This is a genomic window from Streptomyces carminius (genome assembly GCF_002794255.1).
GTDB classification, from domain to species: Bacteria; Actinomycetota; Actinomycetes; order Streptomycetales; family Streptomycetaceae; genus Streptomyces; species Streptomyces carminius.
Genome location: NZ_PGGW01000063.1, coordinates 28,460 through 54,398, shown reverse-complemented (window position 1 = coordinate 54,398; position 25,939 = coordinate 28,460). Strand labels below are relative to the sequence as shown.

The 25,939-nt window shown below is 70.6% G+C and carries 24 protein-coding genes, 1 pseudogene and 1 riboswitch; of the genes and pseudogenes, 10 read left to right on the top strand and 15 right to left on the bottom strand.

The features are described 5' to 3' along the window. Nucleotides 1-13 precede the first annotated feature (13 nt). The 4 genes from CUT44_RS22005 (at nucleotide 14) to CUT44_RS21990 (ending at nucleotide 4,902) form a co-directional block, all read left to right on the top strand. Nucleotides 14-1,183 (top strand): 5-(carboxyamino)imidazole ribonucleotide synthase, encoded by a 1,170-nt coding sequence (locus tag CUT44_RS22005; protein ID WP_100203660.1) that lies wholly within the window; start codon nucleotides 14-16, stop codon nucleotides 1,181-1,183. Between the two features lie 5 nt (nucleotides 1,184-1,188). Beyond that, entirely contained in the window at nucleotides 1,189-1,770 is a 582-nt protein-coding gene (gene purE / locus CUT44_RS22000) for a 5-(carboxyamino)imidazole ribonucleotide mutase (RefSeq protein WP_233221568.1), read from the top strand. A 3-nt stretch (nucleotides 1,771-1,773) separates the two neighbouring features. Continuing rightward, nucleotides 1,774-3,027: a dipeptidase gene (locus CUT44_RS21995; RefSeq protein ID WP_100203659.1), complete on the top strand. Its 1,254-nt coding sequence runs from the start codon at nucleotides 1,774-1,776 to the stop codon at nucleotides 3,025-3,027. Nucleotides 3,028-3,403: 376 nt separating this feature from the next. Next, a riboswitch (cyclic di-AMP (ydaO/yuaA leader) is annotated at nucleotides 3,404-3,575 on the top strand. A 4-nt stretch (nucleotides 3,576-3,579) separates the two neighbouring features. Then, nucleotides 3,580-4,902, top strand: coding sequence for a transglycosylase family protein (locus CUT44_RS21990; RefSeq protein WP_100203658.1), 1,323 nt, complete (start codon nucleotides 3,580-3,582; stop codon nucleotides 4,900-4,902). A 154-nt stretch (nucleotides 4,903-5,056) separates the two neighbouring features. Here CUT44_RS21990 and CUT44_RS21985 read toward each other — a convergent pair whose 3' ends face one another. Continuing rightward, the gene (locus CUT44_RS21985) at nucleotides 5,057-5,440 is read right to left on the bottom strand and encodes a VOC family protein (protein ID WP_100203657.1); all 384 of its coding nucleotides are present in this window, start codon (nucleotides 5,438-5,440) and stop codon (nucleotides 5,057-5,059) included. A gap of 122 nt (nucleotides 5,441-5,562) precedes the next feature. On the opposite strand from CUT44_RS21985, the gene CUT44_RS21980 reads away from it, so the two are divergent. Next, nucleotides 5,563-6,150, top strand: a complete 588-nt coding sequence (locus CUT44_RS21980; RefSeq protein WP_233221561.1) for a CGNR zinc finger domain-containing protein — start codon at nucleotides 5,563-5,565, stop codon at nucleotides 6,148-6,150. A gap of 35 nt (nucleotides 6,151-6,185) precedes the next feature. Here the strand turns inward: CUT44_RS21980 and CUT44_RS21975 are convergent, their stop codons facing one another. After that, nucleotides 6,186-7,526, bottom strand: coding sequence for a UDP-glucose dehydrogenase family protein (locus tag CUT44_RS21975; RefSeq protein ID WP_100203655.1), 1,341 nt, complete (start codon nucleotides 7,524-7,526; stop codon nucleotides 6,186-6,188). Between the two features lie 195 nt (nucleotides 7,527-7,721). Here CUT44_RS21975 and CUT44_RS21970 point away from each other — a divergent pair, with 195 nt between their 5' ends. Next, nucleotides 7,722-8,900 (top strand): acyl-CoA dehydrogenase family protein, encoded by a 1,179-nt coding sequence (locus CUT44_RS21970; RefSeq protein WP_100203654.1) that lies wholly within the window; start codon nucleotides 7,722-7,724, stop codon nucleotides 8,898-8,900. A 75-nt stretch (nucleotides 8,901-8,975) separates the two neighbouring features. On the opposite strand, the gene CUT44_RS21965 is transcribed toward CUT44_RS21970, so the two are convergent. The 6 genes from CUT44_RS21965 to CUT44_RS21940 form a co-directional block, all read right to left on the bottom strand. Beyond that, entirely contained in the window at nucleotides 8,976-9,656 is a 681-nt protein-coding gene (locus tag CUT44_RS21965) for a class I SAM-dependent methyltransferase (RefSeq protein ID WP_100203653.1), read from the bottom strand. 69 nt (nucleotides 9,657-9,725) lie between these two features. Then, complete coding sequence (locus tag CUT44_RS21960; protein ID WP_233221560.1) at nucleotides 9,726-10,184, bottom strand: glycine-rich domain-containing protein; 459 nt, start codon at nucleotides 10,182-10,184, stop codon at nucleotides 9,726-9,728. Nucleotides 10,185-10,278: 94 nt separating this feature from the next. Then, complete coding sequence (locus CUT44_RS21955; RefSeq protein WP_233221559.1) at nucleotides 10,279-11,109, bottom strand: helix-turn-helix domain-containing protein; 831 nt, start codon at nucleotides 11,107-11,109, stop codon at nucleotides 10,279-10,281. Continuing rightward, on the bottom strand, nucleotides 11,106-11,630 hold the full coding sequence (locus CUT44_RS21950) for a DUF6879 family protein (RefSeq protein ID WP_100203650.1): 525 nt from the start codon (nucleotides 11,628-11,630) through the stop codon (nucleotides 11,106-11,108). The genes CUT44_RS21955 and CUT44_RS21950 overlap by 4 nt, the downstream gene beginning before the upstream one ends. Further along, nucleotides 11,614-11,805 (bottom strand): hypothetical protein, encoded by a 192-nt coding sequence (locus CUT44_RS21945; protein ID WP_100203649.1) that lies wholly within the window; start codon nucleotides 11,803-11,805, stop codon nucleotides 11,614-11,616. Before CUT44_RS21945 ends, CUT44_RS21950 begins: the two co-directional genes overlap by 17 nt. A gap of 180 nt (nucleotides 11,806-11,985) precedes the next feature. Further along, nucleotides 11,986-12,657, bottom strand: a complete 672-nt coding sequence (locus tag CUT44_RS21940) for a hypothetical protein (protein WP_146252278.1) — start codon at nucleotides 12,655-12,657, stop codon at nucleotides 11,986-11,988. A gap of 282 nt (nucleotides 12,658-12,939) precedes the next feature. Here CUT44_RS21940 and CUT44_RS21935 point away from each other — a divergent pair, with 282 nt between their 5' ends. Beyond that, nucleotides 12,940-13,812 carry a helix-turn-helix domain-containing protein gene (locus CUT44_RS21935; RefSeq protein WP_100203647.1) on the top strand — a complete coding sequence of 291 codons (873 nt, stop codon included), beginning with the start codon at nucleotides 12,940-12,942 and terminating at the stop codon, nucleotides 13,810-13,812. Beyond that, nucleotides 13,809-14,012: pseudogene (locus tag CUT44_RS21930) on the top strand (DUF397 domain-containing protein); the annotation flags it as partial. The gene CUT44_RS21935 and the pseudogene CUT44_RS21930, both read left to right, overlap by 4 nt. Here the strand turns inward: CUT44_RS21930 and CUT44_RS34910 are convergent. The 4 genes from CUT44_RS34910 to CUT44_RS21910 all read right to left on the bottom strand — a co-directional run bounded on the left by CUT44_RS34910 (nucleotide 13,928) and on the right by CUT44_RS21910 (nucleotide 18,466). After that, complete coding sequence (locus CUT44_RS34910; RefSeq protein ID WP_408646773.1) at nucleotides 13,928-14,458, bottom strand: IS3 family transposase; 531 nt, start codon at nucleotides 14,456-14,458, stop codon at nucleotides 13,928-13,930. The pseudogene CUT44_RS21930 and the gene CUT44_RS34910 overlap by 85 nt on opposite strands. A gap of 353 nt (nucleotides 14,459-14,811) precedes the next feature. Next, a complete protein-coding gene (locus CUT44_RS21920) occupies nucleotides 14,812-15,666 on the bottom strand; it encodes a hypothetical protein (protein ID WP_100203644.1) in 855 nt (284 codons plus the stop codon). Nucleotides 15,667-15,707: 41 nt separating this feature from the next. Further along, nucleotides 15,708-16,835, bottom strand: a complete 1,128-nt coding sequence (locus CUT44_RS21915; protein ID WP_233221557.1) for a hypothetical protein — start codon at nucleotides 16,833-16,835, stop codon at nucleotides 15,708-15,710. A gap of 401 nt (nucleotides 16,836-17,236) precedes the next feature. After that, the gene (locus tag CUT44_RS21910; protein ID WP_199185796.1) at nucleotides 17,237-18,466 is read right to left on the bottom strand and encodes an LCP family protein; all 1,230 of its coding nucleotides are present in this window, start codon (nucleotides 18,464-18,466) and stop codon (nucleotides 17,237-17,239) included. A 171-nt stretch (nucleotides 18,467-18,637) separates the two neighbouring features. On the opposite strand from CUT44_RS21910, the gene CUT44_RS21905 reads away from it, so the two are divergent. Next, nucleotides 18,638-19,189 carry an acyl-CoA thioesterase gene (locus CUT44_RS21905; RefSeq protein ID WP_100203643.1) on the top strand — a complete coding sequence of 184 codons (552 nt, stop codon included), beginning with the start codon at nucleotides 18,638-18,640 and terminating at the stop codon, nucleotides 19,187-19,189. Between the two features lie 81 nt (nucleotides 19,190-19,270). Here CUT44_RS21905 and CUT44_RS21900 read toward each other — a convergent pair whose 3' ends face one another. Beyond that, nucleotides 19,271-20,884 (bottom strand): LCP family protein, encoded by a 1,614-nt coding sequence (locus CUT44_RS21900; protein ID WP_100203642.1) that lies wholly within the window; start codon nucleotides 20,882-20,884, stop codon nucleotides 19,271-19,273. A gap of 145 nt (nucleotides 20,885-21,029) precedes the next feature. Between CUT44_RS21900 and CUT44_RS21895 the strand changes: the two genes are divergently transcribed. Continuing rightward, nucleotides 21,030-22,073: a glycosyltransferase family 2 protein gene (locus CUT44_RS21895; RefSeq protein ID WP_269846195.1), complete on the top strand. Its 1,044-nt coding sequence runs from the start codon at nucleotides 21,030-21,032 to the stop codon at nucleotides 22,071-22,073. Nucleotides 22,074-22,146: 73 nt separating this feature from the next. Here the strand turns inward: CUT44_RS21895 and CUT44_RS21890 are convergent, their stop codons facing one another. Together CUT44_RS21890 and CUT44_RS21885 are read right to left on the bottom strand one after the other, a co-directional pair. Further along, nucleotides 22,147-23,898 carry an LCP family protein gene (locus CUT44_RS21890; protein ID WP_100203640.1) on the bottom strand — a complete coding sequence of 584 codons (1,752 nt, stop codon included), beginning with the start codon at nucleotides 23,896-23,898 and terminating at the stop codon, nucleotides 22,147-22,149. A 55-nt stretch (nucleotides 23,899-23,953) separates the two neighbouring features. Further along, complete coding sequence (locus CUT44_RS21885; protein ID WP_100203639.1) at nucleotides 23,954-25,825, bottom strand: LCP family protein; 1,872 nt, start codon at nucleotides 25,823-25,825, stop codon at nucleotides 23,954-23,956. Nucleotides 25,826-25,939: the final 114 nt, after the last annotated feature.

The window sequence follows — 25,939 nt, the reverse complement described above, 5'->3', positions numbered from 1 at the left end:
CTAGGCTACGGACGTGGCATTTCCAGTGATCGGCATGGTGGGCGGCGGACAGCTCGCGCGGATGACCCATGAAGCGGGCATCCCGCTCGGCATCAGGTTCCGGCTGCTCAGTGACACCCCGCAGGACTCCGCCGCCCAGGTGGTGAACGACGTCGTCGTCGGCGACTACCGCGATCTGGACACCCTGCGCGCCTTCGCCCGGGGCTGCGACGTGATCACCTTCGACCACGAGCACGTCCCCACCGAGCACCTGCGCGCCCTGGAGGCCGAGGGCGTCAAGGTGCGGCCCGGCCCCGACGCCCTGGTGCACGCACAGGACAAGGGCGTGATGCGGGCGAGGCTGACGGAGATCGGCGTGCCCTGCCCGCGCCACCGGATCGTGGCCGACCCGGCCGACGTGGCGCGCTTCGCGGCGGAAGGAGCCGCGGGGGAAGGGGACGCGCCGGGCGGGGACGGCTGGCCCGTCGTCCTCAAGACCGTCCGCGGCGGCTACGACGGCAAGGGCGTGTGGGTGGTGCGCTCCGCGGCGGAGGCCGCCGAGCCCTTCCGGGCGGGCGTGCCGGTGCTGGCCGAGGAGAAGGTGGACTTCGTCCGGGAACTGGCCGCCAACGTGGTGCGCTCCCCGCACGGCCAGGCCGTCGCGTACCCGGTGGTGGAGTCGGTCCAGGTGGACGGCGTCTGCGACACCGTGATCGCCCCGGCGCCCGACCTGCCCGGGGAGCTGTCCGGACAGGCCCAGCGACTGGCTCTGACGGTCGCGCGGGAACTGGACGTCACCGGCCACCTGGCGGTCGAGCTGTTCCAGACCCGGGACGGCCGCATCCTGGTCAACGAGCTGGCCATGCGTCCCCACAACAGCGGCCACTGGACCCAGGACGGCGCGGTCACCTCCCAGTTCGCCAACCACCTGCGGGCCGTCCTCGACCTCCCGCTGGGCGACCCGCGCCCGCGCGCGCCGTGGACGGTGATGGTCAACGTGCTCGGCGGCGACTACCCCGACATGTACCAGGGCTACCCGCACTGCATGGCCCGCGATCCGCAGTTGAAGATCCACATGTACGGCAAGGACGTGAAGCCCGGCCGCAAGGTCGGCCATGTCAACACCTACGGCGACGACCTGGCGGACGTACGCGAGCGCGCCGCCCACGCCGCCGCCTATCTGAGAGGGACGATCACCGAATGAGCGGCATGAGCGGCATGAGCGGCACGGACAGCTCCCCCAGCACCGGTTCCGCCCTCTCCGCCACCCCCGTGGTGGGCATCGTCATGGGCTCCGACTCCGACTGGCCCGTCATGGAGGCCGCGGCCAAGGCGCTCGACGAGTTCGAGGTCCCCTACGAGGTGGACGTCGTCTCCGCGCACCGCATGCCGCACGAGATGATCGCCTACGGCGACGGCGCCGCCGACCGCGGTCTGAAGGCGGTCATCGCGGGCGCCGGGGGAGCGGCCCACCTGCCCGGCATGCTCGCCTCCGTCACCCCGCTGCCGGTCATCGGCGTCCCCGTACCGCTGTCACACCTGGACGGCATGGACTCCCTGCTGTCCATCGTCCAGATGCCCGCCGGGGTCCCGGTCGCCACCGTCTCGGTCGGCGGCGCCCGCAACGCCGGGCTGCTGGCCGTACGGCTGCTGGCCGCCCACGACACGGCCCTGCGGGAGCGCATGGAACGTTTCCAGGCCGAACTGAAGGAGCAGGCACAGGACAAGGGCCGCCGACTGCGTGCCAAGGTCGCCGCCGGCGGGACGGGCTTCGGTTTCGGAGGGAAGTGACGCATGGCGCCCACGGCAGGCGGTACGGACGGCACGCACGAAGCGGACGGTGCGGACGGTACGGACCGGGCCGGGGAGCGGCTGGAGGAGGCCCGCGCGCTGCTGGCCGCCCACCCCGTCTTCGACGGCCACAACGACCTGCCGTGGGCGCTGCGCACCCAGGTCCGCTACGACCTCGACCGGCGCGACATCGCCCGTGACCAGTCCGCCCACCTCCACACCGACCTCCCGCGGCTGCGCGCGGGCGGGGTGGGGGCGCAGTTCTGGTCCGTCTACGTCCCCACCGACCTGGCCGGGGACGCCGCCGTCAGCGCCTGCCTGGAGCAGATCGACGCGGTGCGGCTGCTGGCCGGCCGCTACCCGGACGACCTGCGGCTCGCCCGCACCGCCGACGAGGCGGTGGCGGTGCGGGCGGAGGGCCGTATCGCCTCGCTGATGGGGGCCGAGGGCGGGCACTGCATCGCCAACTCGCTCGCCACGCTCCGCGCCCTGTACCGGCTGGGCGTGCGCTATCTCACCCTCACCCACAACGACAACACCGACTGGGCGGACTCGGCCACCGACACCTCCCGCCACGGCGGCCTGACCCGCTTCGGCGAGGAGGTCGTACGGGAGATGAACCGGCTGGGGATGCTGGTGGACCTCTCCCATGTGGCGCCGGACACGATGCGCGACGCGCTGCGGGTGTCGGCGGCGCCGGTGCTCTTCTCGCACTCCTCCGCCCGGGCGGTGTGCGACCACCCGCGCAACGTCCCCGACGACGTGCTGGAGCGGCTCCCGGCCAACGGCGGTGTGGCGATGGCCACTTTCGTGCCCAAGTTCGTCCTGCCCGCCGCCGTCGCCTGGTCCGACGCGGCCGACGAGCACCTGCGCGCCCACGGCCTGCACCCGCTGGACGGCGGCGAGCGGGCCCAGGAGGTCCGGCGCGCGTACGAGGCGGCACACCCGCGCCCCGCGGCGACGGCGGCCACGGTCGCCGACCACCTGGACCACATGCGCGAGGTCGCGGGCATCGACCACATCGGCGTCGGCGGCGACTTCGACGGCACGCCCTTCACCCCCTCCGGCCTCGACGACGTGTCCGGCTACCCCAATCTGGTGGCCGAGCTGCTGGACCGCCACTGGTCCGAGGCCGATCTGGCCAGGCTGACCTGGCACAACGCGGTGCGGGTGCTCCGTGACGCGGAGGCGGTGGCCCGTGCGGAGCAGGCCCGGCGCGGCCCGTCGACCGCCACGATCGAGCAGCTCGACGGCTGACCCGACGCTGGCCGGATCCGGTCGGTCGGGGCCGGATCCGTGCTTGTGGACCCCTGTGTTTACCTCCTCGTGATGCACGTCACGAGTGCGATCTTCCGGCTCGTCGCTTTCCGTGCCGGGTTGTGTCGTACGGGTGGTAAACGCTGGTGGGCGAAGTGTGTGACGGCCCGTCAGAAGGGGAATACGGCACCCTTCGCATTCGCGCGGTGACCCAGAGTGCGAACGGCGGGTGCCGCAATGCCTTCGAAACGGGCGCCGTGTGACCCATCGGCTTGTTGACGACGAAACGTTGTGTTTACGGTTCTGGCCGTGTCGCACCAACGTGCGGCGACCCGCTGCCGAACGCCGAGTCCTGCCACGGCAACGGGTTGGAACATCCACACCACCGCCGGCAGGAGCGGGGGACCCAACGAAAACCGCCGGCCCGTGCCCATACGGGACGGCTTGGGGTGAAGCCACGCCTCGCGGCCCAGCGCCGCGCAACGGCTGGCCGGGCAACTCCAGCCCGAACCCGACAGCTCACCTCGCAGGCGTAGGAGAAGGAGCCACCTCATGTCCGCAAGCGGACGTCATCGTCGTGCCCACACCAGCCGTCTCTCCCGCCTGTCCCTGGCCATCTCGGTCGGCGGCGCGGGCGTGGCCCTGCCCCTGATCGCCGCCGGAAACGCCAACGCCGCCTCCGTCGACACCTGGGACCGGGTGGCGCAGTGCGAGAGCACCGGCAACTGGAGCATCAACACCGGCAACGGCTTCTACGGCGGCCTGCAGTTCCAGCAGAGCACCTGGGAGGCCTTCGGCGGTACCCAGTACGCCCCGCGCGCCGACCTGGCCACCAAGGAGCAGCAGATAGCCGTCGCCGAGAAGGTGCTGGACGGGCAGGGCCCGGGCGCCTGGCCGGTGTGCTCGGTCAAGGCCGGGCTGACCAAGGGCGGTCCCGCCCCCCAGATCTCCCCCGACGGAGCGGACCGGCAGGCCGAGAAGGCCGAGAAGGCCGAGAAGCCTGCCGCGCCGCAGCAGGACCGTTCGGAGCGGGCCGACCGCACCGAGCGGAAGGCCGAGAAGGCCGAGAAGCCTGCCGCCCCGAAGAAGTCGGCCCCGAAGCACGCGGCCCCGAAGAAGTCCGCCGAGGAGACCGCGAAGACCACCGCGTACCGGGTGGTCGGCGGTGACACCCTCTTCAAGATCGCCCGCGCCCAGGACGTCTCCGGCGGCTGGCAGGAGATCTACGAGGACAACCGCGAGGTCATCGGCGGCGACCCCAACCTGATCTACCCGGGCCAGGAGCTGAACCTGGGCGGCACCGCCGTCCAGCAGAAGGCCGCCGCCAAGCCGGAGGCCCAGCCGCAGGCCAAGACCGAGAAGAAGGTCCAGCCGAAGGTCCAGCAGAAGGCCGAGGCCAAGGCCGAGGCCCCCGCGGAGCGCGCGGCCGAGCGCTCCGACCGGAGCGAGGCGCGCACCTCCCCCGGTGTGTCCTCCGGTTACGCCGCCCCGGTCGCGGCCGCCCCCTCCGGTTCCTACAAGGCCGCGGGCGCCCGCTGGTCCAACGGCCACACCGGCGAGGACTTCGCCGCCGCCTCCGGCACCCCGGTGAAGGCCGTCACCAGCGGCACCGTGGTCTCCGCCGGCTGGGGTGGCGCGTACGGCAACCAGGTCGTCATCCGCCACGACGACGGCCGCTACAGCCAGTACGGCCACCTGTCCTCGATCTCGGTCAGCGCCGGCCAGAAGGTCAGCGCCGGCTACCAGATCGGCGGGGTCGGCTCCACCGGCAACAGCACCGGCCCGCACCTGCACTTCGAGGTGCGCACCGGTCCCGGCTACGGCTCGGACATCAACCCGCTGGCCTACCTGCGTGCCAACGGCGTCAACATCTGAGACGTCCGGACCGTGCCACCCGGCCCGGCGAGGGCCGGGTGACCCCTCCGGGGGACAGCAAGAGGCGGGCGGGGCGGGGAGTGTGCGAACACTTCCCGCCCCGCCCGCCTCGTCGTGTCCGTGCCCCCGTCCCCGGGGCTTCCGCCGTACCGCCTCAGCGGAAGCAGAGACAGAAGGGGTGCCCCGCCGGGTCCCGGTACACCCGGAACCCGCTCTCGCCGCCGTCCTCGTTCCGGAGCAGCTCCGCGCCGAGCGACAGCGCCTCCCGTTCGGCCTCCTCCAGTTCCGCGCGGGGCACGTAGAAGTCGAGGTGGAACTGCTGGGAGTGCTCGGCGCTCGGCCACTTCGGCGGTACGTGACCGGGGGCCTTCTGGAAGGCCAGCTTCCGGACCGCCGCACCCTCCGGGGCGACGGCCACCTCGACCCAGTCGCCCTCGCCCTCCACCGTCCCGCCCAGCAGGCGGGCGTAGAAGTCGGCGAGCTTCCCGGGGTCCGGGCAGTCCAGTACGACGACTGTCTCCAGTGCGGAGATGGCCATGGGTACTTCCTTCCTGCCGTGCTTCCGTCTGACGGTTACCGCTTGACGTTCTCGACCGGTAACGTGAGTTACCTCATAATGCCGGTCATCAGGTAATGCCGCAAGGCGGTAACGTGACGGACGTGGAACAGCCCGAGGACCGGGATCCCACCCCACCGGGACTCCGTCTGGTGCGGGATCTGATCAACACCCTGGACGTGGCGACGGGGGCCGACGCGCTCGCCACCGCGGACGGTCTCGCCGCTTTCACGCGCGAGCACGGGTTGACCGGGCTCGAACCGGCCAAACCCGGCCTGCCGGAGCTCGTCCGGCTCCGCGAGGGACTGCGCGCCGTCTGCCTGGCCCACGCCCACCCCGGCACCCCGGTACCGCCGGAGACGGCGGCCGAGCTGGCCGGACTGCTGCGCCGTACGCCCCTGACCGTGGTCTTCGACGCGACGGGCACGGCGGCCCTCGAACCCGTGCTCCCCGGCGGCCCCGGCGGCCCCGCCACGGGCGTCACGGCGCTCACCGCCCGGATCGCCGCCGCCGTCGCGGCCGCCGCGGCCGACGGCACCTGGGCCCGGCTCAAGGCGTGCGAGGCCGGCGACTGCCACTGGGCCTACTACGACCGCAGCCCGGCCGCCCGCAGACGCTGGTGCGACATGGCCGTCTGCGGCAGCCGGGCGAAGATGCGGACCTACCGCGCACGGCGGTCGTCCAGAAGCTGACGGGGCCCGGGCCCCCGGCCCCCGGCTCCCCCGCGCTACGCCGTCGGACGCCCCAGCGCCCGGAAGAACCAGCCCGACTTGCGCCACAGCTCCGGATCCAGGGTGTTGCGGCCGTCCAGGATGCGCCGGTGCGCCACGGCCTCGCCCAGCACCTGCGGGTCCAGCTCCCGGAACTCGCGCCACTCCGTCAGGTGCAGCACCACGTCCGCGCCGCGCACCGCCTCCGCCGCGCTGTCGGCGTAGCCGAGGGTGGGGAAGACCCGCCGGGCGTTGGCCATGCCCTTGGGGTCGTAGACCGTGACCTGCCCGCCCTGGAGGTGGATCTGCCCGGCCACGTTCAGCGCCGGGGAGTCCCGTACGTCGTCGGAGTCCGGCTTGAACGTCGCGCCCAGCACCGCGACCCGCTGCCCCAGGAAGGTGCCGCCGACCGTCTCCCGGGTCAGGTCCACCATGTGGGAGCGGCGGCGCATGTTGATCGAGTCCACCTCGCGCAGGAAGGTCAGCGCCTGGTCGGCGCCCAGCTCGCCCGCCCGCGCCATGAAGGCGCGGATGTCCTTGGGCAGGCAGCCGCCGCCGAAGCCGATCCCGGCGCGCAGGAACTTCCGGCCGATCCGGTCGTCGTACCCGATCGCCTCCGCCAGCTTCACCACGTCGCCGCCCGCCGTCTCGCAGACCTCGGCCATGGCGTTGATGAAGGAGATCTTGGTGGCCAGGAAGGAGTTGGCGGCGGTCTTCACCAGCTCGGCGGTCGGGAAGTCGGTGACCACGAACGGCGAGCCCGCCGCGACCGGCTTCGCGTACACCTCGCGCAGCAGCTCCTCCGCCCGGTCCGAGCGCACCCCCACCACGATGCGGTCCGGGCGCAGGGTGTCCTCCACGGCGAAGCCCTCACGCAGGAACTCCGGGTTCCAGGCCAGCTCCACCGCGTCCCCGGCCGGGGCCAGCCGAGCCAGCCGCGCCGCCAGCCGCTCCGCGCTGCCGACCGGCACGGTGGACTTGCCGACCACCAGCGCGGGCCGGGCCAGGTGCGGGGCCAGCGAGTCCACCGCGCTGTCCACATAGGACATGTCGCAGGCGTACTCGCCCTGCTTCTGGGGGGTGTTCACACAGACGAAGTGGACGTCGCCGAACTCGCCCACCTCCTCCCAGGAGGTGGTGAAGCGCAGCCGCCCGGTGGAGCCCGCCACCCCGGCCACATGGCGGCGCAGCAGCTCCTCCAGACCGGGCTCGTAGAAGGGGACCTCGCCTCTGGAGAGCGTCCCGATCTTCTCGGGCACCACATCCAGCCCGAGCACCTCGAAACCCAGCTCGGCCATGGCGGCGGCGTGCGTCGCGCCGAGATAACCGGTGCCGATCACGGTGATTCCGATGGCCATGGGAGTGCTCCTGGGAGACGGACGGGGCAGGACGGGGGACGCTGTGCGCGAGCATATCCGGACGGCTCCGGATGGCATCGCGGACAGTGTCGCCAAGCTCATGTACCCCGGACGGGACCAGCCCTCTAGACTTGTATTACTTAACGGTAGTTAGCAGCGTGGCCCACAGGATTGCCTACAGGGAGTGAGAGCACCGTGGCGGGACCGAACGACTTCGACCTCTACCGGCCGTCGGAGGAGCACGAGATGCTCCGCGAATCGGTGCGCGCGCTCGCCGAGGCCAAGATCGCGCCCTTCGCCGCCGAGGTGGACGAGCAGGGCCGCTTCCCCCAGGAGGCGCTGGACGCGCTGGTCGCCAACGACCTGCACGCCGTCCACGTACCCGAGTCCTGCGGCGGCGCGGGCGCCGACGCGCTGGCCACCGTCGTCGTGATCGAGGAGGTCGCCCGGGTGTGCGCCTCCTCCTCCCTGATCCCGGCCGTCAACAAGCTCGGCTCGCTCCCGGTGGTCCTGGCCGGCTCCGAGGAGCTGAAGCAGAAGTACCTCGCCCCGCTCGCCCGGGGCGAGGCGATGTTCTCCTACTGCCTGTCCGAGCCGGACGCCGGCTCGGACGCCGCGGGCATGAAGACCCGCGCGGTGCGCGACGGCGACTCCTGGGTCCTCAACGGCGTCAAGCGCTGGATCACCAACGCCGGCGTCAGCGACTACTACACGGTGATGGCCGTCACCGACCCGGAGAAGCGGTCCAGGGGCATCTCGGCCTTCGTGGTGGAGAAGGGCGATACGGGCGTCTCCTTCGGCGCCCCGGAGAAGAAGCTCGGCATCAAGGGCTCCCCGACCCGCGAGGTGTACTTCGACAACGTCCGCATCCCCGCCGACCGCATGATCGGCGCGGAGGGCACCGGCTTCGCCACCGCCATGCAGACCCTGGACCACACCCGCATCACCATCGCGGCCCAGGCCCTCGGCATCGCCCAGGGCGCGCTGGACTACGCCAAGGGCTACGTCACCGAGCGCAAGCAGTTCGGCAAGCCGATCGGCGACTTCCAGGGCGTGCAGTTCATGCTCGCCGACATGGCGATGAAGCTGGCGGCCGCCCGCCAGCTCACCTACGCCGCCGCCGCCCGCTCCGAGCGCGTCACCCTCGGCGGCTCCGGCAAGGACGAGCAGCTCACCTTCTACGGCGCCGCCGCCAAGTGCTACGCCTCGGACGCCGCCATGGAGATCACCACCGACGCCGTCCAGCTCCTCGGCGGCTACGGCTACACCCGCGACTACCCCCTCGAGCGCATGATGCGCGACGCCAAGATCACCCAGATCTACGAGGGCACGAACCAGATCCAGCGGATTGTGATGGCCCGCAACCTGCCGTAAGACCTCCACGCCCCGCGCCGGGGCTCCTCGCCGCGTGCGCGGCGAGGAGCCCCGGCGCGTTCGGCTCGCGGGCCGTCACGAACCGCGGACTCCCCGCACCAGCAGGGTGCCGATCCGGCGCCTGCCGTGCGGCGGCGCCGGGAGGACGGCAGCCGTCACATCCTCGAAGCCGTGTTCCTCGAACAGCGCGGTCCAAATCGCCGGCGGGTAGTCCCACCGTCTGACGATCGCCGGGTCCTCGTCGGCTCCGCGCGGGATGTAGGACGCCTGGCAGCCGTAGCAGCCGTCCACGGCCGGATGCTGCGACATGGCGAACACTCCACCGGGCGCGAGGTGGCGGCGGACAGTGGGGAGCGTCAGACGGGGGTCGGTGAAGTAGGCGGCCCCGAAGACCGAGTAGACGGCGTCGAACCGGGTGGCCGAGGTCGTCAGGAAGGCCAGGGCGTCGCCCTGGTGCACTTCCATCCCCTCCACCTCCGTCCAGCGCTCACGTGCCTTGGCGAGCTGTGCGCCGGACAGGTCGACTCCCGTGGCCCGCATGCCGAGAAAGGCCAGATGTGCCAGGTTCCCGCCGGAACCGCATCCGAGGTCGAGCACACTGTCTCCGGGCTTCAGGCGGAGGATCTCGGCTCCGGGACCGTGGTCGGGGTGCTGGGTCCAGTTGAACCACGTCGTCTCGCCCCTGGCATTCGTCCTTCGACGCTGGGTTCTGCTCTGCGAGTACGCGTCCCATGCGGCGCTGCGGGAGTCCCTCACATGCCTTCCAATCCTGTGCGCGGGCACGCCCGTCCGGCAGGGAGACCGGACGGGCGGCTTGGGAGGTGGCTACCTGTTGACGGGGCTGTCGGTGCAGCCGGCATGGCACTGCGTGCAGTCCGCCGCGCCCGCGCCGGGCCAGAACTCGGCGTCGATGGTGAACCCGGCCGCCTCGATCGCGTCCATGGTCCGCTTCATCACGGCACGGCCCTTGGCCGGGTCGGACATCCCGGTGGGCTCGGGAACGTGGTGGATGAATCCGGCGCCGAGGGCGTCGCAGAACGCGGCGTACTCCTTCGTCCGCAGGACGAACCGGTGCCAGAACTCGTCCACGCGCAGCGATGGCGTCAGGGTCTCACTGGTGCGGGCGCTGGTGGCCAGGAAGGCCGCCAACTGGTTCACGCCGCGCTCGCCCATGTCATCGGTGAGTTCGGTCCAGGTCCTGCGCACGTCCTCAATGAGCTGCGTCCGGAGGCCGGGACCGATGAGGTGCATGGTATCGGTCCGGTGTCCCTGTGTGGTCGTCACGTTTTCGCCTTCCTGGTCGGATGGTGCGTGAACGGTGAGCCGCTGCCATGCCGCCGCTCCGGTGAACAAATCTTCCGAAATAGAGGGAGAAAAGCTAGCCCGTTTCCTGCTGTCGCAAGAAACCGTCACGTATTTTCGCGACCAGGGTCAGCATGTCGTCGCCGGAAACCGCCGCCTGCTCGAATCCTTCGAACTTTCCGATGTAGAGTCCTATGTCTCTGGGGTCTGTGACGACCACTTCGGCATGGACGGTCTCCACCGTGACCATACGGTCATCGCGGATGACGAACGCGTGATTCGCGAAGTCGTACTGCCGGACACCCAGTGGGACCACACGGATGTCCACGTGGGGGAGACGGGAGACGGAAGCGATCCGGTCGAGTTGGGCGGCCATCACCTGCGGAGGGACGATGCGCCACCGCAGAACGGGTTCCGTGATGATGAACCGGAGTGACTTCGTTCCGTCGTAGAGGACCGACTGGCGCTCAAGCCTGCCGTTGACCGTCCGGATGAGAGTGTCCTCGCTCAGGCTGTGACGTCGCAGGACGGCCCGGATGTACTCCGGTGTCTGGAGCAGGCCGGGTACCAGCGCGGGCTGGAACAGGCGCAGCATCGACATCTGGGCTTCCAGTGCCCCGGCGGCCTGCTGCCCTTTGTGCGTACCGATCCGTTTCAGCAGCCGCCAGGCCGTCGTTTCCGTCGCCGATGCCCGAGCGGCTGCGGTGTACTCCGCCTTCACCTCGTCCGAGACACCGATGGCGGTCAGGATGCGTTCCACGTCCGCCGCACTGGGCGCGAGCCTCGCGTTCTCGATCTTCGACAGCTTGGACGGAGACATGAGTGCACTGCGAGCCACGGCCTTGGCCTCCTTGCCGGATGCCATGCGCAGCGCCCGCAGCGCGGCCCCCAACTGTGCCCTGTTCACGTCCCGTGCTCGGCCCACCATGCGGTGAACGGTTCCGCGTGCGCGAGTGCCGCGTCCCGGTACCGGGCGAATTCGGCCGCCCGCTCAGGTGGCAGGACCTCCGAGCCCAGGAACTTTCCGGCGCTGTCGTAGTTCATCACGGCCACGGATTCGGAGTCGAAGAGCCAGAAGTCCGGAACATGTTCAAGCGGGCTGGGGTTCTCGGTGGTGTCGAGGATGAAGAACTCCTCTCCGCCGGACATGTTTCTCCGGTATCCCCACCCGAGTTCGAACCTGAGGTAGTCGGTGAGTGGGCGGGAGAGAATATGGACCCGGTAGACGCGTTTTCCTCTCTCGGTGTGCGCGCGAAGCTCTTCGACCCAGTGTGCGTTGTAGTCTTCCGGTTGCGGTTCACCGGCCAAGAACGCCTTGTAGGCCGCTACGTTTCCGGACCCGCTGTAGTCGTCGAGAGTTTCCAGGCGGAACGCCTCACAGCGGAATGTGTCGAAGAGGTCCCCGAGGCTCCTAGACGAGGTTGTCACGGACAGCCTTCCGGAAGAGTTCCACCGGGATCTCCACGAGTGTTTCGTGAGCGGGAATCCGGAGCCCGTGGTCGGCCGGAGTCTCACCCTGCACCAGGAGAGTGCCGCGATCCGTCGCGTAAATCGTCGGACAGTCCTTGAGGTCACACGAACTGACCAGCTTGGTGACTTTCATGATCCGAGCCTCCCTCTCCCCGCCGCTGCCGGCACCGTGTTTCTCCTGTGATGCTCCCGGGCCCGGGGCGGACGGGTCAAGCGATCATGGTTGACGAAACGGGAAACCGTTCACCAGCCCGGGAGGGCTTTCTCAGCACCGGGGTCTCCCGAGGGAGTTGCCGGTCTCCGGGACTGTGGCCTATGGGCGCACGGATCCGGTTCCGAAGTTCTCTTCCGTGCAGCGGGTGAGCTCGAGGACGAGCTGGGAGGCGAGGAACCAGGGGGCGGCGCGGTGGCCGTAGGGAAGGTGGCCGTCTCCGGAGGCCGAGGTGAGCCGGCCGTCCGGGGCGGGGGTGACCAGGCCGCCGAAGACACCCCACACCCTCGGCTTGCGGACCCGGATCGCGACGGGGTCGGCCAGGTGCGGGCAGTGGCGTACGGCGAGCGCCGCGCAGGGGCGGCACAGCGGCGGCTTGGTGGACAGCGCCCCCTCGGGCCAACCTGGGGAACGGCGTTCGGGGTCGGGCCGGGGCAGGGCGAACAGCCAGCCGCGTGCGGTGCGGTCGGCCGTCCCGCCGCACACCTGGCACAGCAGGCCGAGCATCGCCCGCCGCTGGCGGTGGGAGTGGAGTTTCCGGAAGTCGGGCCGCCCCTGTCCGGGTGACCGGCTCATCCGCGCCCACAGCACCCCGTGCCGGTCCCGGTCGCCGGGAACCTCGTCCCGGTAGGCCAGCCCCGCCCCGCCGGGCCGTACGGTCAGCGCGCCCGCCACCGAGACCGTCTCCGCGCTCCACGCGGCGACGTACGGCACGGGCACCTTCTTCGGCCCCCACAGCAGGGGGCGGGCGGACATGTCGGATTGCACAGACACAGAAGAGATCCCTTCTCGGATTTCTCTGAGGAAATGACATGAAGGTTCGAATGCTTCACTCGTGAGGCTGGCCTTAAAATGCATGGCCCTCTCGCTCCTCAGGTTCAATTACCGTGCCGCACAGGTGGTTTTGACAGCAATAGGAAAGCTCTCTGAATCACCCACCAGACAGAAAATGGCACATGCCGACTCGGGCGCGAGGCATGGTGCGGCGGACAGTTGCCGTGCCATGCTGCGCACATCGGCGCAACGCACAGGCAGTTGAGCCGGAAAGGCGGACACATGGCCGCACCGCACAGGCCGACAGCACGTCGTATCGCTCTGGGGCACGAGCTTCGCGAGCTGCGCAGGCGCGTGGGGATGAGCCTCCAGGATGCTTCCAAGGGGATGCCGTTCAGCGACACGAAGCTGCAACGGGTCGAGACCGGGCTACAGGACCTGCGCAGCGCCGGTGCCCTGCGCAAGCTCCTGATCCGGTACGGCGTGACCGACGAGGAGGAGGTCGAGCGGCTGATCACCACCCAGCGCACCGCGGCCAGCCAGGAGTGGTGGATGCTCAACGCCGCGAACATGCCTTCCGGGGTGCCCCGCTTCCTCGGTATCGAGGCGGCGGCACAGGAGGTCCGGGCCTATCACCCGACGCTCGTCCTGGGTCTGTTGCAGACCGAGGCGTACGCACGAGCCCGGCACGAGGGCGCCAAGTCCATCGACGAGACCACGACGGAGTTCATCGAAGACAGCGTGAGTGTGCGGATGATGCGGAAGGAGGCGCTGACACGAAGTGACAACCCGCTGAGGCTGTGGGCGATCCTCTATGAACCCGCGCTGCGGCACGTCGTTGGTGGTATCGAGGTGATGCGCGAGCAGTACGACGAGATCAAGCGTCTGACAGAGCTCGGCAACGTGACCGTGCAGGTGCTTCCCCAGACGATGAGAGGGCACCTCTTCCTCCACGACTTCAGCATCCTGCTTCTCGGCGAGACCTTGCCGACGACGGTCCAGGTGGACAACGCGTTCGGTGTCGTTTCCATCTCCGACAAGCGCCGTGAGGTCGGAAGGTTCTCACGCCACTTCGAAGCACTGTCGCGGTCTGCTCTGCCACCGGAGGAGACTCCGAAGTTCCTGCACCGACTCTCCCAGGAGATCATGGGATGACAACTCGCAACCGTGCCTTGGCGGCCTCTGACCTCACTGCCGTTACCTGGTCGAAGTCCTCTTACAGTGACAACGGCCTCAACTGTGTGGAGACTGCCGACCTGACCCGCACCGCTTACGGCGCGGTCGCCATACGCGATTCGAAGGCGCCCGGCGGTCCCGCGCTGCTCTTCACGGCGCGGGCGTTCACCGCCTTCGTCGCCGGGGTGCAGGCCGACGGCCTCACGGCGTCCTGACGAGGAGGGGTGCCCGGCCGCCGGCCGGGCACCCCGTACCCGTCCCCGCTCCTCCCTTCACTCCACCGGGCCGCGCGGTCCGGGGAGCAGGACATCAGGGTCAGGGATTGCCGGGGAAACGGTGTTGCGCGGATCGTCCAGCCATGTCCACCGGCCTTCCTCGTCGGCCCCCAGGCCGAAGCGGGAGAGCTTCGGAGTGCCCAGGGCGCGTCGGCGGTGAAGTCGCGCCCGACGAGGTCCGGCACCGGGCCCGGCGCCGCCCGGGTCAGCGACCACCGCCTCGGTCCCGGCTGGCAGGGCATCAGGCCCAGCCTCCGCAGCAGCCGGCGGACCAGTTCCGGGCCGGCGGCGACGCCCCAGCGGAGCAGCTGAGCGTGGACGCGCCGGTATCCGTAGGTGCCGTCGGACATCTCGAGCGCTTTGGTGATGAGGAGCCGCAGTTCCTCACGCCGCTGGGCGGTTGTGGAGTCAGGCCGGTTTCGCCAGTCGTAGTAGCCGGAGGTGGAAACGCCGAGTTGTCTGCACATGAACTCGCCCGAACGGCAGGCTCGCTACGCGGTCCGCTCCGGAGTGGAAGGCACCATCAACGAGCTCGCCCATGGACACGGCATGCGCCGCTGCCGCTACCGGAGACGGTAGAAAGTCCGCCTACGGCACGTGTTCACAACCATCGCCGCGAACATCGAGCGTCCCGGCCTCGCCAGAAGGATGCTCAGGCCCTCTGCAACACGGTCTTGAATTCGGAGCCCGGCACCGGGGTGGTCTATTCCGTCAGGCGTGTGATGAAGGCAGGGGCGAGGGCCCGGATGCGGTCCTCTTCGAGAGAGCCCGCAAGCGCCTTGACCGCCATGTCGACACCGGGGGTGGCACGCCCGCCGAAGAGCTGGCGCAGCTTCTCCAGCCCGTCCGCCGCGACGTCGCCCACGCGCGGGTCGTTGCGCAGCACGGTGAACGTTTCGGAGACCTGTCGTGCCCTGGTGGTCATCATGATGCGCAGGACGTCACCGGCGTCCTTGTCGGTCAGGCGGTCCGGGCGCCTCTCGGCCTGGCTGAGCCGATCGGTGATCTTGAAGGCTTTGGCGACCAGGAGGGCCGCGGGGCCGGCGACGTTGACCGTGATGGAGCGATCGTCGGCGGGGTCGAGGCTGCCGACGGGCAGGGGAGAACGGTCCACGGCGGCGACCTCAAGACCCTCGATCCAGCGCGCGGACATCGTGCCATGCGGCGGGACCTTGGCACTGCGACGCCCGTTCTTGCGAGAGAGCTGCCGGGGAATGAGGAGATCCAGCTCCACGGGAACGATCTGCCCTCCCACGGTCTCCTGCCGTTCCCAGAGCCCGGGTTCGCTGTCCTTCTTCAGCGTGAAGCCGGCCTCGCGCAGGGACGCGTCGAGAAGCGGCTGATCCTCGAGAAGTGCGGGGTCGATGCTCAGGTCACCGTCGGAGGTGAAGGGCGAGTTGCGGATCGCTGCGTCCGGAGTACGCAGGTAGACGGCCTGCGCACCCACGACAGTCAGGGCATCGAGATGAGGGCTCAACGCGATCAGGCCGTCGAGGAGAACACGTCGGGCCACCACCGTCAGCTGATCGGGGTCGACGCCCTCCGGGATCTGTGACATGACGCCTCGCGCTTTCGTTGGCTTCGTCCCGCGTTGCGATCTTAGTGCTGAATGGGTGGTGCCCCGGCATCGTTTCCGGAAGCTCGCCACTTCTCGGGATATGTCTTCATGAAGTCCAGGAGTGCCTCTCCCTCGGCAGGCATCCGGCCGGGGCCGGCCAGGCAGTCGAGTGCCGCTTGGCTGGGCGCGACGTACTGCACGCCGTCGATGAATTCGGACCGTCTCCGGACGAAGGCGTCCGGCTCGTTCATCAGCAGAACGTCCGCACCCTCTGCGACCGGTAGGAGTCCGAGTTCGTCGGCCACGTCGTCGATGTTCAGCCAGTGCCCGACGTAGAGCATCAGTTGGCCTCCCACGGCGACCCGGACGAAGCGCTGTACGGTGTAGGAGCCGGTGACCGAAAGACCGTCGACATACTCCGTGGGCAGCTGTGAGATCTGTTGCAGCAGGGCCGGTACACCGTTGGGAGCCAGGAATCCCTGGTACGACCCATGGGCGAGGAGACTGATCTCTCGGGCTCGGGCGCGCAGAAGCTGAGCCCAGTCGACGTCCGTGATGATCCGCCCCTTGCGGCGGATCAGGAGCTGGTCCTCCAGGGTGTCCAGCAGCCTGGATACATAGGGGAGGCTCAGCGCGGAGATCCGGTGCAGGTCGATGGCTCGGTGAGGTGGCGGCACATCGGCCAGAAGCCGCACCAGGCGTCCTGCCTTCAGCCCCGCCAGAGTGGTCCTGTTGGTTTCCCGGGGAGCTGACCGCGGGGCTTTCTCGGCTCCTGCGGTGTGGATGATGATGGCCGGTCGTGCCACGCGGATGTCGACGTTGCCCGTCAGGTCCAGATACGCGATGCCGTTCTGCCGCAAGAGCTCCTGGGCCTGGGACGAGATCCATGGCGCGATGACCAGCAGATTCGTGTAACGGTTGACCTCGCGGAGCAACTGCGCCCTGGGTGCCAGCCGCTCCACCACCAACCGTGGTGGTACCGCCCGGGATACCTCCACCAGCAGTTGCGTGAAGGTGCTGTCGCCCTCCGCCCTTACCTCCAGGGCGGCGTCGAAGACCTTGCTCTTGTTCGGGCGCTGCGTGACCTGCCACTCGGGCCCCAGAAGGGCGTCCAGGGCTTGAATGCCCTGTTCCAGCAGGTGCGCCTCCCTGATCGGCGGAGATTCCACCAAGCCATCATCACACACGCAGTGGGTTAACTTGCCCAGGATGGCAACTTTACCGACTCGGTAAAGTTGCCATCCTGGGCAAGTTTTCCTAAGTTTCGGACTTGCATGTCTCAGGCAAGTTGGTCGATCAGGCAACCGTCCCGCAGTGCCGGGGCCGCACCACCGAGTGGTACGCGATACACCGGCACGGCGGTCCCGCTCGGCGGCAAGGCCCGCGGCGCGCTTTCCTTCCGGCCGCCACCTGCTGACGCTCACTCCCGGGATGTGCCGGGGTGCAGGTGTTCAGGTGCTTCATCCCGACGGGTGAAGCGGGCACGCCACGGGGCCCCGGACACCGTCTCCGGTATCCGGGGCCCGCACCTCACATGACCGCTTCACCCGCGTACCCGCGCGGGCCGGGTTCAGTCGCCCTTGACGGTGACCTTCTCGCCGTTCTTGAGCTGCTCGACCAGCTTCTTGACCTTCGGCATGTCCCACTTGAGGGAGCCCTGCGGGGCGCTGCCGGCGATCGGCATGTTCATCGAGACGCCCTCGCCGCCCGTGACGCCCTTCATCGCCCAGAACATGGTGGCCAGGTTCCACAGGCTCATGTCCTCGTCCACGATCAAGGTGTCCAGGCCCGCGCCCATCGTCGGGTAGAGCTTGAACGGGTTGAGGACGGTGGCGGGGGTGGCGGCCTGGTTGGCCAGGGCGGACAGGAACTTCTGCTGGTTCTTGGTGCGCTCCAGGTCGCTGCCCGCCTCGTAGCGGTTGCGGACGAAGGCCAGGGCCTGGGCGCCGTCGAGGGTCTGGCGGCCCTTCTTGAGGTCGGCGCCGGAGTTCTTGTCCTTGATGTCGCGGGGGATGTCCATCTCCACGCCGCCGACCGCGTCGACGATCTCGGCGAAGCCGCCGAACCCTATCTCGGCGTAGTGGTCGATGCGCAGGCCGGTGTTGTACTCGACGGTGCGGACCAGCAGCGGGGCGCCGTCCATGGAGTAGGCGGCGTTGAGCTTGCGGGCGCCGGGGGAGGGGAAGTCCTTGCCGCTCTCCGAGCCGGTGAACTCCGGGATGGTGACCCAGGAGTCGCGGGGCAGGGAGACCATCGTGACGCCCTGGGGGCCGTCGTGGAGCAGGATCATCGAGTCGGTGCGCTTGCCGTCGGCCGACCCGGTGTGCAGCTCCTTCTTCTCCGTGTCGGACAGGCCCTCGCGGCTGTCGGAGCCCACGATCAGGTAGGTGGTGCCCTCGCCGCCCTCCGGGCGGTCCTGCACGATGCCCAGGTCCACCTCGCGGCGGAGCTTGGAGTCGGCCCAGAAGTAGGTGCCGACCGACCACACCAGGGTCACGACGAGCAGGGTGATCAGACCGATCTTGACCCGGCGGCCCCAGTCGGGAGCGGGGCGGGCACCGGCGTAGCCGCCGCCGTAGCCGCCCTGGTCGCCGCCCCGGCCCGGGCCGCCGCCGTGGCCGGAGCCGGCGTAGACCTGGCCCGTGTTGTAACCGGAGTCGTAGCCCGCGGGGCCCGCGGGGCCGCCGGGGGCGGGCGCGTAGCCACTGGAGTAGCCGCCGCCACCGCGCTGGGTGGTCGGCATGGCGCGGGTCGGGTCCGGGTGCGGGCCGGGGCCGGCGGTGTTGGGCCAGTCAGTCATGGGAGGCAGTGTGCCCCCTCGGGGCGGGTGCGCCATAGAGCGGGGAGCGGAACCGGAGCGGTGCTGTTGCAGAGCTGATGCACAGCGGCCCGCACAGCGGCCCGCGCACCGGCCCGCGCACCGGCGGGCGCCGGTGACCGGGCGCTCGGGGAGGTGCTTAGGGTGGGAGGCATGAGCACTCAGGCCCAGGCGCCCCAGCACGCACTGCCGGGCAAGCCCACCTCGGTTTCCCGGACCACGCTGTCCCACATCATGACGGGCAACGACACCAACCTCCTCGGCACCGTCCACGGCGGTGTGGTGATGAAGCTGGTCGACGACGCGGCCGGGGCGGTCGCCGGGCGGCACTCGGGCGGCCCGGCGGTCACGGCGTCCATGGACGAGATGGTCTTCCTGGAGCCGGTCCGGGTGGGCGATCTGGTGCATGTGAAGGCCCAGGTGAACTGGACGGGCCGGACCTCGATGGAGGTCGGGGTGCGGGTACTGGCCGAGCGCTGGAACGAGTCCACCCCCGCCACCCAGGTCGCCTCGGCCTATCTGGTGTTCACCGCGGTCGACGAGGAGGGCAGGCCCCGTCCCGTGCCGCCGGTGCTCCCCGAGACCGAGCGGGACCGGCGGCGGTGGCAGGAGGCGCAGATCCGGCGCACCCACCGGCTCGCCCGCCGCCGGGCGATCAAGGAGCTGCGCGACCGGCGGACGGCGCAGGGGATGCTGGACGAGTAGGCCGGTAGGTGGGCAGGTCGAGTGGGGCGGGCGGGGAGCCGGACGGCCGGGACCGGAAGTGTGCCCGGACGGACACGGTGATCAGGGATGCCGGGGGCACACGACCTCGTCGCCCGTGACCACCGGGGTGCCCTTCCGTTCCGGGGTGCGCGTACTCCCGCGTTCACGCACCTGACGCACCTCGCTGTGCTCCTTGCCGAGCACCACCCTCAGCACCGGGTCCCGGTCCCTGCCCTCCCTGTTGTCCCCCTTGCCCTTCTTGCCGCTCTTGTTCGCCTCATTCGCCTCATTCGCCTCGTTCATCTCGTTCGCCTTGTCCTCCCGTAGCCGGGCGCCGGGCAGCGCGGCGGCCAGGGCGCGGGCCGCGCGGACCTGTCCGGGCCCGTGGTGGACGGTCGTGTGCCGCAGGTCCTGCCGCTTCGCGGCGCGGGGAGTGCCGGTGGTGTCGAAACCGGTGGCGCGCAGCGCCCGGTCCACCCGCATGCCCAGGTCCGCGACCGGGGTGCCGTTCTCGACCTGGACGCGGACCTTCGCCGGGTCCGCCTCCACCGGCAGGGGGCCGGACCGCGGGAAGCGGCCCGCCTTCTCGCCGGGCTTCTCCGGGTTCTTCCCGCCCGCCGTGCCCGCCGGGCCGGCCGCCAGGGGGAGGTCCCGGCGCATTGCCCGGAACAGTCCCTCGGCCTCCGGCTTGTCCCAGACCACCGTCGAGCCGATGCCCGGCACGCTGCGGTCGGGGTCGGCGACCGGCACCGAGACGAACTCCGAGGACGCCGCCGTGAGACCGCGCATCGCCCGTCCCAGGGCCACCAGATCGCCGGTGTCCAGACCGGGGTCGGCGCGCACCGAGCCGACGAGCGCGGAGACGACCCGGTTGAGCCGGACCGGGTTCATCAGCACCCCGCGCCGGGTCGCCTCGTTGATCATGGAGGCCAGGAAGTGCTGCTGGCGCCTGATGCGGCCCAGATCGCCCTCCCCGTCGAGCTGCCGGGCGCGTACGTACTGCAGGGCCCGGCCGCCGTCCAGCCGGGTGGTGCCGGCCGGCAGGTCGAGGCCGCTGTGGGGGTCGCGCAGCGGTCGGGCGGTGCACACCGGGACCCCGCCCAGCGCGTCGACCGTCCGCATGAAGCTGGTGAAGTCGACCTCCAGGTAGTGGTCGACGCGCACCCCGGTCATCTTCTCGACCGTGCGGACGGTCAGCCGCGGGCCGCCGTAGGCGTAGGCGGCGTTGATCTTCCCGGTGCGGCCGGTGCGGTGCTTCCCGGTGGCCGGGTCGGTATGGCCGGGAAACTCGGTGTAGGAGTCCCGGGGGATGCTCACCACACTGGCCCGGCTCCGGTCGGCGGACAGGTGCACCAGCATGATCGTGTCGGTGCAGTGGCAGGAGGTGCCGCCCAGGGAGTAGCGCCGCCGGTCCGCCGGGCCGATTCCGGCGCGGCCGTCGGTGCCGACGACCAGGAAGTTGGTGCCGTCGCCGGCCCTGGGACGGTGGCTGAGCCCGTGGAAGGGGTCCACCCGGCGCAGTTCGGCGTCCAGCCCGCTGACCATGGCGTGACCGATGCCGCTGGCCGTCAGCACCAGCGCCGAGAAGGCGGTGGCCGTCCGCGTGCTCCAGCGGGACAGCCGCCGGCGCCGCGGCCGGGGACGGGCGTGGCGGCCGCGCCGACGGGGCCGCGGCGGCGTCGACCGGGCTGGCATCGCAGAACCACCTCCGTGGGGTGGGGGCCGGAAGCGGCCAACGTAGGTCCATACGATCTACGGACCGGGCATCCCACGCCGCCCGATGCCCGCGGCCACCCGGCTGCCGTGCGGGGGCCTCACCCGTTCGCGGTACCGTGGCCCGGTGAGTTCCCCAGCCGAATCCCCCTCGCCGGCCGCTGCGCCGCCCGCGGTTTCCGTGATCATGCCGGTGCTCAACGAGGAGCGGTATCTGCGCAGCTCGGTGCGGCACATCCTGGAGCAGGAGTACGACGGCGAGCTCGAGGTCGTGATCGCGCTCGGCCCGTCCGAGGACCGCACCGACGCCATCGCCGCCGAACTGGTCCGCGAGGACCCCCGGGTGCGCACCGTGCCCAACCCCACCGGCCGCACCCCCGCCGGGCTCAACGCCGCCATCGCCGCCTCCCGCCACCCGGTCGTGGTGCGGGTGGACGGGCACGGGATGCTCTCGCCGGACTACATCGCCACCGCCGTACGACTGCTGGCGGAGACCGGCGCCGCGAACGTCGGCGGCATCATGCACGCCGAGGGCGAGAACGACTGGGAGAAGGCGGTGGCCGCCGCCATGACCTCGCGGATCGGGGTCGGCAACGCGGCCTTCCACACCGGCGGCGAGGCCGGCGAGGCCGAGACGGTCTATCTGGGTGTCTTCCGCCGCGAGGTGCTGGAGCGGCAGGGCGGCTACAACGAGGAGTTCATCCGGGCGCAGGACTGGGAGCTGAACTTCCGCATCCGCCAGGCCGGCGGGCTGATCTGGTTCTCGCCGGAGCTGCTGGTCTCCTACCGGCCGCGCCCGAACGTACGCGCCCTGGCCAGGCAGTACCGCAACTACGGCCGCTGGCGGCACGTGGTGGCCCGCTACCACTCCGGCTCGATCAACCTGCGCTATCTGGCGCCGCCCGCCGCCGTGGTCGCCATCGTGGCGGGCCTGGTGGCGGGCGCACTGGTCACCCCGTGGGGCCTGCTCGTCCCGGCGGGCTACCTGGCGGCGATCACCGCGGGCTCGGTCCCGGCGGGGAAGGGGCTGCCGTTCGGGGCGCGGGTGCGGATCCCGCTGGCGCTGGCCACCATGCACATGTCGTGGGGCTGGGGCTTCCTGACCAGCCCGCGGAAGCTGGCGGAGAAGGTGAAGGCCAGCCGCCGGGAGCCGGTGACCGCCGGGGGCTGACCGCCGTACGCGGGGGCGGCCCGGCCGCGGACCGTCCCCGCCGTGCGCGCCCGTGCCGTCCCCGCCGTGCGCGTCACCAGATGTGCGCGGGGTTCACGTCCATGCAGGCGTCCTTCTGCGAGCCGTTGAGCGCACCGGCGCTCTCGGGGACGGTGTTCCCGTCGGTCCCGTCGGTCCCGTCGGTCCCGTCGGTCCCGTCGGCCCCGCCCTCGTCGGGGGCCGCGGTGCCGGGGGCCTGCCCGGGATAGGCGCTCCCCCGGCGCCAGTCGGCGCCGATCACCAGGGTGATCTCCTCGGCCCCGGCCGAGTGCTTCACGGCCCGCTCGGGCAGGCCCAGGGCCTTCGCCACGGCCAGGGCGTCGCCACGCCGGTCCTCGTCCGCGTAGGAGACGGTGGTGTCGGCCTGGGCCGCCGGGGTGGTGTCGGTGGCGGCCCGGGTGAAGCCGAGCCGGTGCAGTTCGTCGGTGACGGCGGCGGCGCGGCCGTTGACGGGGGCCAGGGTGACGGTGCGGGTGCCGTTGCGCACCCGCACCGGGATCTCTTCGCTGGGGGCGGCCGGGCCGGTGGTGGCGGGCTTGTCGGTCTTCTTCCGCTTCTTGTCCTTGCCGTCGAGTGCGATGTCGTCGCGGATGAGCGAGAACACCCTCTCGGCGTCGCCCGGCTCGGGTATCACGTGGCTGCCGCCGTCGGAGTACTGCCAGGGCATGGTGGCCATGGTGATCCGGTCGGTGGGCACCTGCCTGAGCTGCTCGGCCAGGTCGTAGAGGTCCTTGACGCTGTCGATGCCCTCGTCGACGGTGAGCGCCCCGGTCGCGGCCTCGGCGAGGGCCCGGAGCTTGCCGGGGTCGGTGAGCTTGGTGCCGGCCTTGAGCTGCCGGACCATGGAGTTCATGTACATGTGCTGGGCCTTCGCCCGGCCTATGTCGGTGCCGTCGCCGAAGCCGTAGCGGGTGCGCAGCCACTGCAGGGCCTGCTCGCCCCGGACGGTGGTGGTGCCGGCCTCCAGGCGCAGCCCGGAGTTCTTGTCCTGGATGTTGTCCCGGACGCAGACCGGGACACCGCCGACGGCGTCGGCCATGTCCACCACACCCGCGAAGTCGATCATCATGAAGTGGTCGATCGGTATGCCGGTCAGCTCCATCCAGGTGGCGACCGTGCAGCCCGGACCGCCGTACTGGAGGCTGGTGTTGATCTTCCCGGTGGTCTGCTCGTGGACCGTGCCGTCCTCGGGGTCGGTGCACTGGGGGATGGTCACCTTGGTGTCCCGGGGAATGCTGAGCACCGAGATGCTGCCGCGGTCGGCCGAGAGGTGCAGCAGCATCTGCACATCGGCGAGCGGCTTGCGCCCCACCTCGTCCCGGGCGCCGCCGAGTTCGACGTTCCGGGCGGAGTTACGGCTGTCGGAGCCCAGCAGCAGGATGTTGAGCGGGGTCTGGCCGGCGGCGTTCTGCCGGTGGTCGAGCCGGTTGTCGCCCAGGGTCAGGGGTTTGCGGGTGAGGTTGCCGTTGAGGTGCTCGTAGTAGAGGTAACCGGCGCCGGCCGTGCCGAGGATCAGCAGTGACAGACCGGCCGCGGTCCAGCGCAGTATCCGCCCGGCCCGGCCGCCCGTGCCCCGGCGCGGGCCGCCGGAACGGTGGCCGCCCCCGGACCGCGGCACGGCTCTCCCGCTGCCGCCGCTGGTGTCGGCGGTGGTGCTGTTGCTGTCGGAGGTGCTGTCGGCGGTGGACCGCCCGTGCTCCTCGTACAGGCCGTCGTCCCAGCCGAAGTCCCCGGCCTCGGCGGCACGGTCGTGCGCGCCCTTCCTCCGTGCGGCGCGCTGCCCCAACGGGTTGCCCTCCCCTGGTCGTTCGGCCCGCGCTCGGAACGGGGCGTGCGCGCCGTCACTTGGCGCATATCTGTTTGTCGGCTTCCACCTTCTGAATGTCCTCCGGCGCCTTCGCCGGGGCGGTGACGGGGATGCCGGCGCCCTGGAAGTCGGCGCCGAGCGTCAGTGTCATCGGCTCCAGCCCCTCGGCGTCCTCGGTGCCCTGCTTCAGGGCGGAGGCGGGCAGGCCCATCAGGTCCGCGAGCTTGCGGGCCTGGTCGGCCTGGTTGGGCGCGTACTCCAGGACCGTCTTCGGGAGCTGCTCGGGCGCGTTGCCGCCGTTGCTGGACTTCAGCACGTTCTGGGTGTTCTGCAGCCAGGTGAGCGTCGCCTGCGCCGCACCCGCGATCTCCCCGCCGTTGAGGACCTCGACCCGCACCTCGGAGGCGTCGGCCCGCGGGCCCTCGAGCAGGGCGGCCTGCTCCTTCTGGGCCTTCTTCTTGGCGGCCTTCTCCTTCTTCTCCACCTCGGTGAGGGAGATGTCGTTCTGCATCATCGCGAAGAGCTGCGGGGCCTTGACGGGGTCGGGGACCACCGTGGCCTTGACCTTCTCCACGGGGTTGTCGATCACCGGAAGGGTCACGAAGGAGATGTTCTTGGGGTTGATGCCGCTGAGCTCCCGGCCCAGGTCGCTCAGCTTCTTGATGGTGCCTATGCCGGTGTCCACCGTCAGCGCCTTGGTGGCGGCCTCGGCCAGGCTCCACAACTTGCCCGGGTCGGTGAGCGTGTCGTTGGACTTGAACTTGCGGATCATCGAGCTCAGGAACTGCTGCTGTATCTTGATGCGGTCCAGGTCGCTGCTGTTGCCGAAGCTCTTGCGGGTGCGGACGAAGGCCAGGGCCTGCTCGCCCTCGATGACGCTCACGCCCGCGGGCAGGTCCAGGTGGGACTTGTCGTCCTTGACGGGCTTGTCCAGGCACACCTCGACCCCGCCGACCGCGGTGGTCATCGTCTTGACGGCGTTGAAGTCCGCCATCATGAAGTGGTGGACGTCCAGCCCCGTCAGCTCCTTGACGGTCCGCATGGTGCAGCCCGGGTCGCGGCCCGCCTGGCCCAGGCTGGTGTTGAACCGGGCGCCCTGCTCGCCCGGGACGATCTCGGTTTCGCCGCCCTCCTGCTTGGTGGGGCAGTCGGGGATGTCGGTGATCAGGTCCCGGGGGATGCTCAGCACGGTCGCGTTGGAGCGGTCCGCGGAGACGTGGAAGAGGAACGTGGTGTCGGCGTGGCCGGGGCTGTTCTTGTCGCCGTAGCCCTCGTTGCCCGCGCCGGTGCGCTTGTCGGTGCCGATCAGCAGGATGTTGACCGGGCCGTCGCCGCCGAAGCCGCCGCCGTCCCCGGCGTCACCGACGTCGACCGTGTTGAGGTTGCCGTTGAAGTGGTTGTAGAGGACGTAGGCGGCGGCCGAGGTGCCGACGAGCAGGAAGGCCGTCACACCGCCGGTCCACAGCAGGACCTTCTGCTTCTTGGACTTCTTCGGCTTGGCCTTGCGCCGGCTGGCCGCCCGGCCGCCCGCCGCCCGGCGTCCCTCCGGCGTCCCCCCGGCCTTCGCGGGGGCGTCGTCCGCCCGTCGCCTGCGCTGTCTGGGCACCTCGGCGCCGGACGGCACCGCCGCCCGGCCGGTGGCGTGCGAGGTGGTGGACCGGGGGGCGGAACGGGGAGAACCCGGGGAACCCGGGGAACCCGGGGAACCCGGGGAACTCGGGGAAGGAGTACGGGAAGTGCGTGGGGTACGGGGTGTCCCCGGCGCCTGGGTCGCGGCGGCGGGGGAAGGGGAAGGGGGCACGCCGGGAGACAGCGGCCGCAGCTTGTAGTCACCGGTGTCCGGGTCGAACACCCACTGGTCCGCGGGATCGATGTCGCCCGCCTGCCCACGGCTCTGCGCGTCCACGGTTGCCTGAATCCTCCGTCAAACCACGCGGCGCCTCGTCCTGGTCGGGGGACGCGGGGCGCTCGGTCGGTCGTCCTGCGGTGCGCGGCGACTATGGGCGCGCGCACCGGATTG

Coding starts and splice junctions, on each gene's coding strand:
- purE (WP_233221568.1), top strand. CDS start 1,189: ATGAGCGGCATGAGCGGCACGGACAGCTCCCCCAGCACCGGTTCCGCC.
- CUT44_RS21975 (WP_100203655.1), bottom strand. CDS start 7,526: ATGGCCATCGGAATCACCGTGATCGGCACCGGTTATCTCGGCGCGACG.
- CUT44_RS21995 (WP_100203659.1), top strand. CDS start 1,774: ATGGCGCCCACGGCAGGCGGTACGGACGGCACGCACGAAGCGGACGGT.
- CUT44_RS21990 (WP_100203658.1), top strand. CDS start 3,580: ATGTCCGCAAGCGGACGTCATCGTCGTGCCCACACCAGCCGTCTCTCC.
- CUT44_RS21985 (WP_100203657.1), bottom strand. CDS start 5,440: ATGGCCATCTCCGCACTGGAGACAGTCGTCGTACTGGACTGCCCGGAC.
- CUT44_RS21900 (WP_100203642.1), bottom strand. CDS start 20,884: ATGCCAGCCCGGTCGACGCCGCCGCGGCCCCGTCGGCGCGGCCGCCAC.
- CUT44_RS21920 (WP_100203644.1), bottom strand. CDS start 15,666: ATGTCACAGATCCCGGAGGGCGTCGACCCCGATCAGCTGACGGTGGTG.
- CUT44_RS21905 (WP_100203643.1), top strand. CDS start 18,638: ATGAGCACTCAGGCCCAGGCGCCCCAGCACGCACTGCCGGGCAAGCCC.
- CUT44_RS34910 (WP_408646773.1), bottom strand. CDS start 14,458: ATGTCCGACGGCACCTACGGATACCGGCGCGTCCACGCTCAGCTGCTC.
- CUT44_RS21945 (WP_100203649.1), bottom strand. CDS start 11,805: ATGAAAGTCACCAAGCTGGTCAGTTCGTGTGACCTCAAGGACTGTCCG.
- CUT44_RS21910 (WP_199185796.1), bottom strand. CDS start 18,466: ATGACTGACTGGCCCAACACCGCCGGCCCCGGCCCGCACCCGGACCCG.
- CUT44_RS21935 (WP_100203647.1), top strand. CDS start 12,940: ATGGCCGCACCGCACAGGCCGACAGCACGTCGTATCGCTCTGGGGCAC.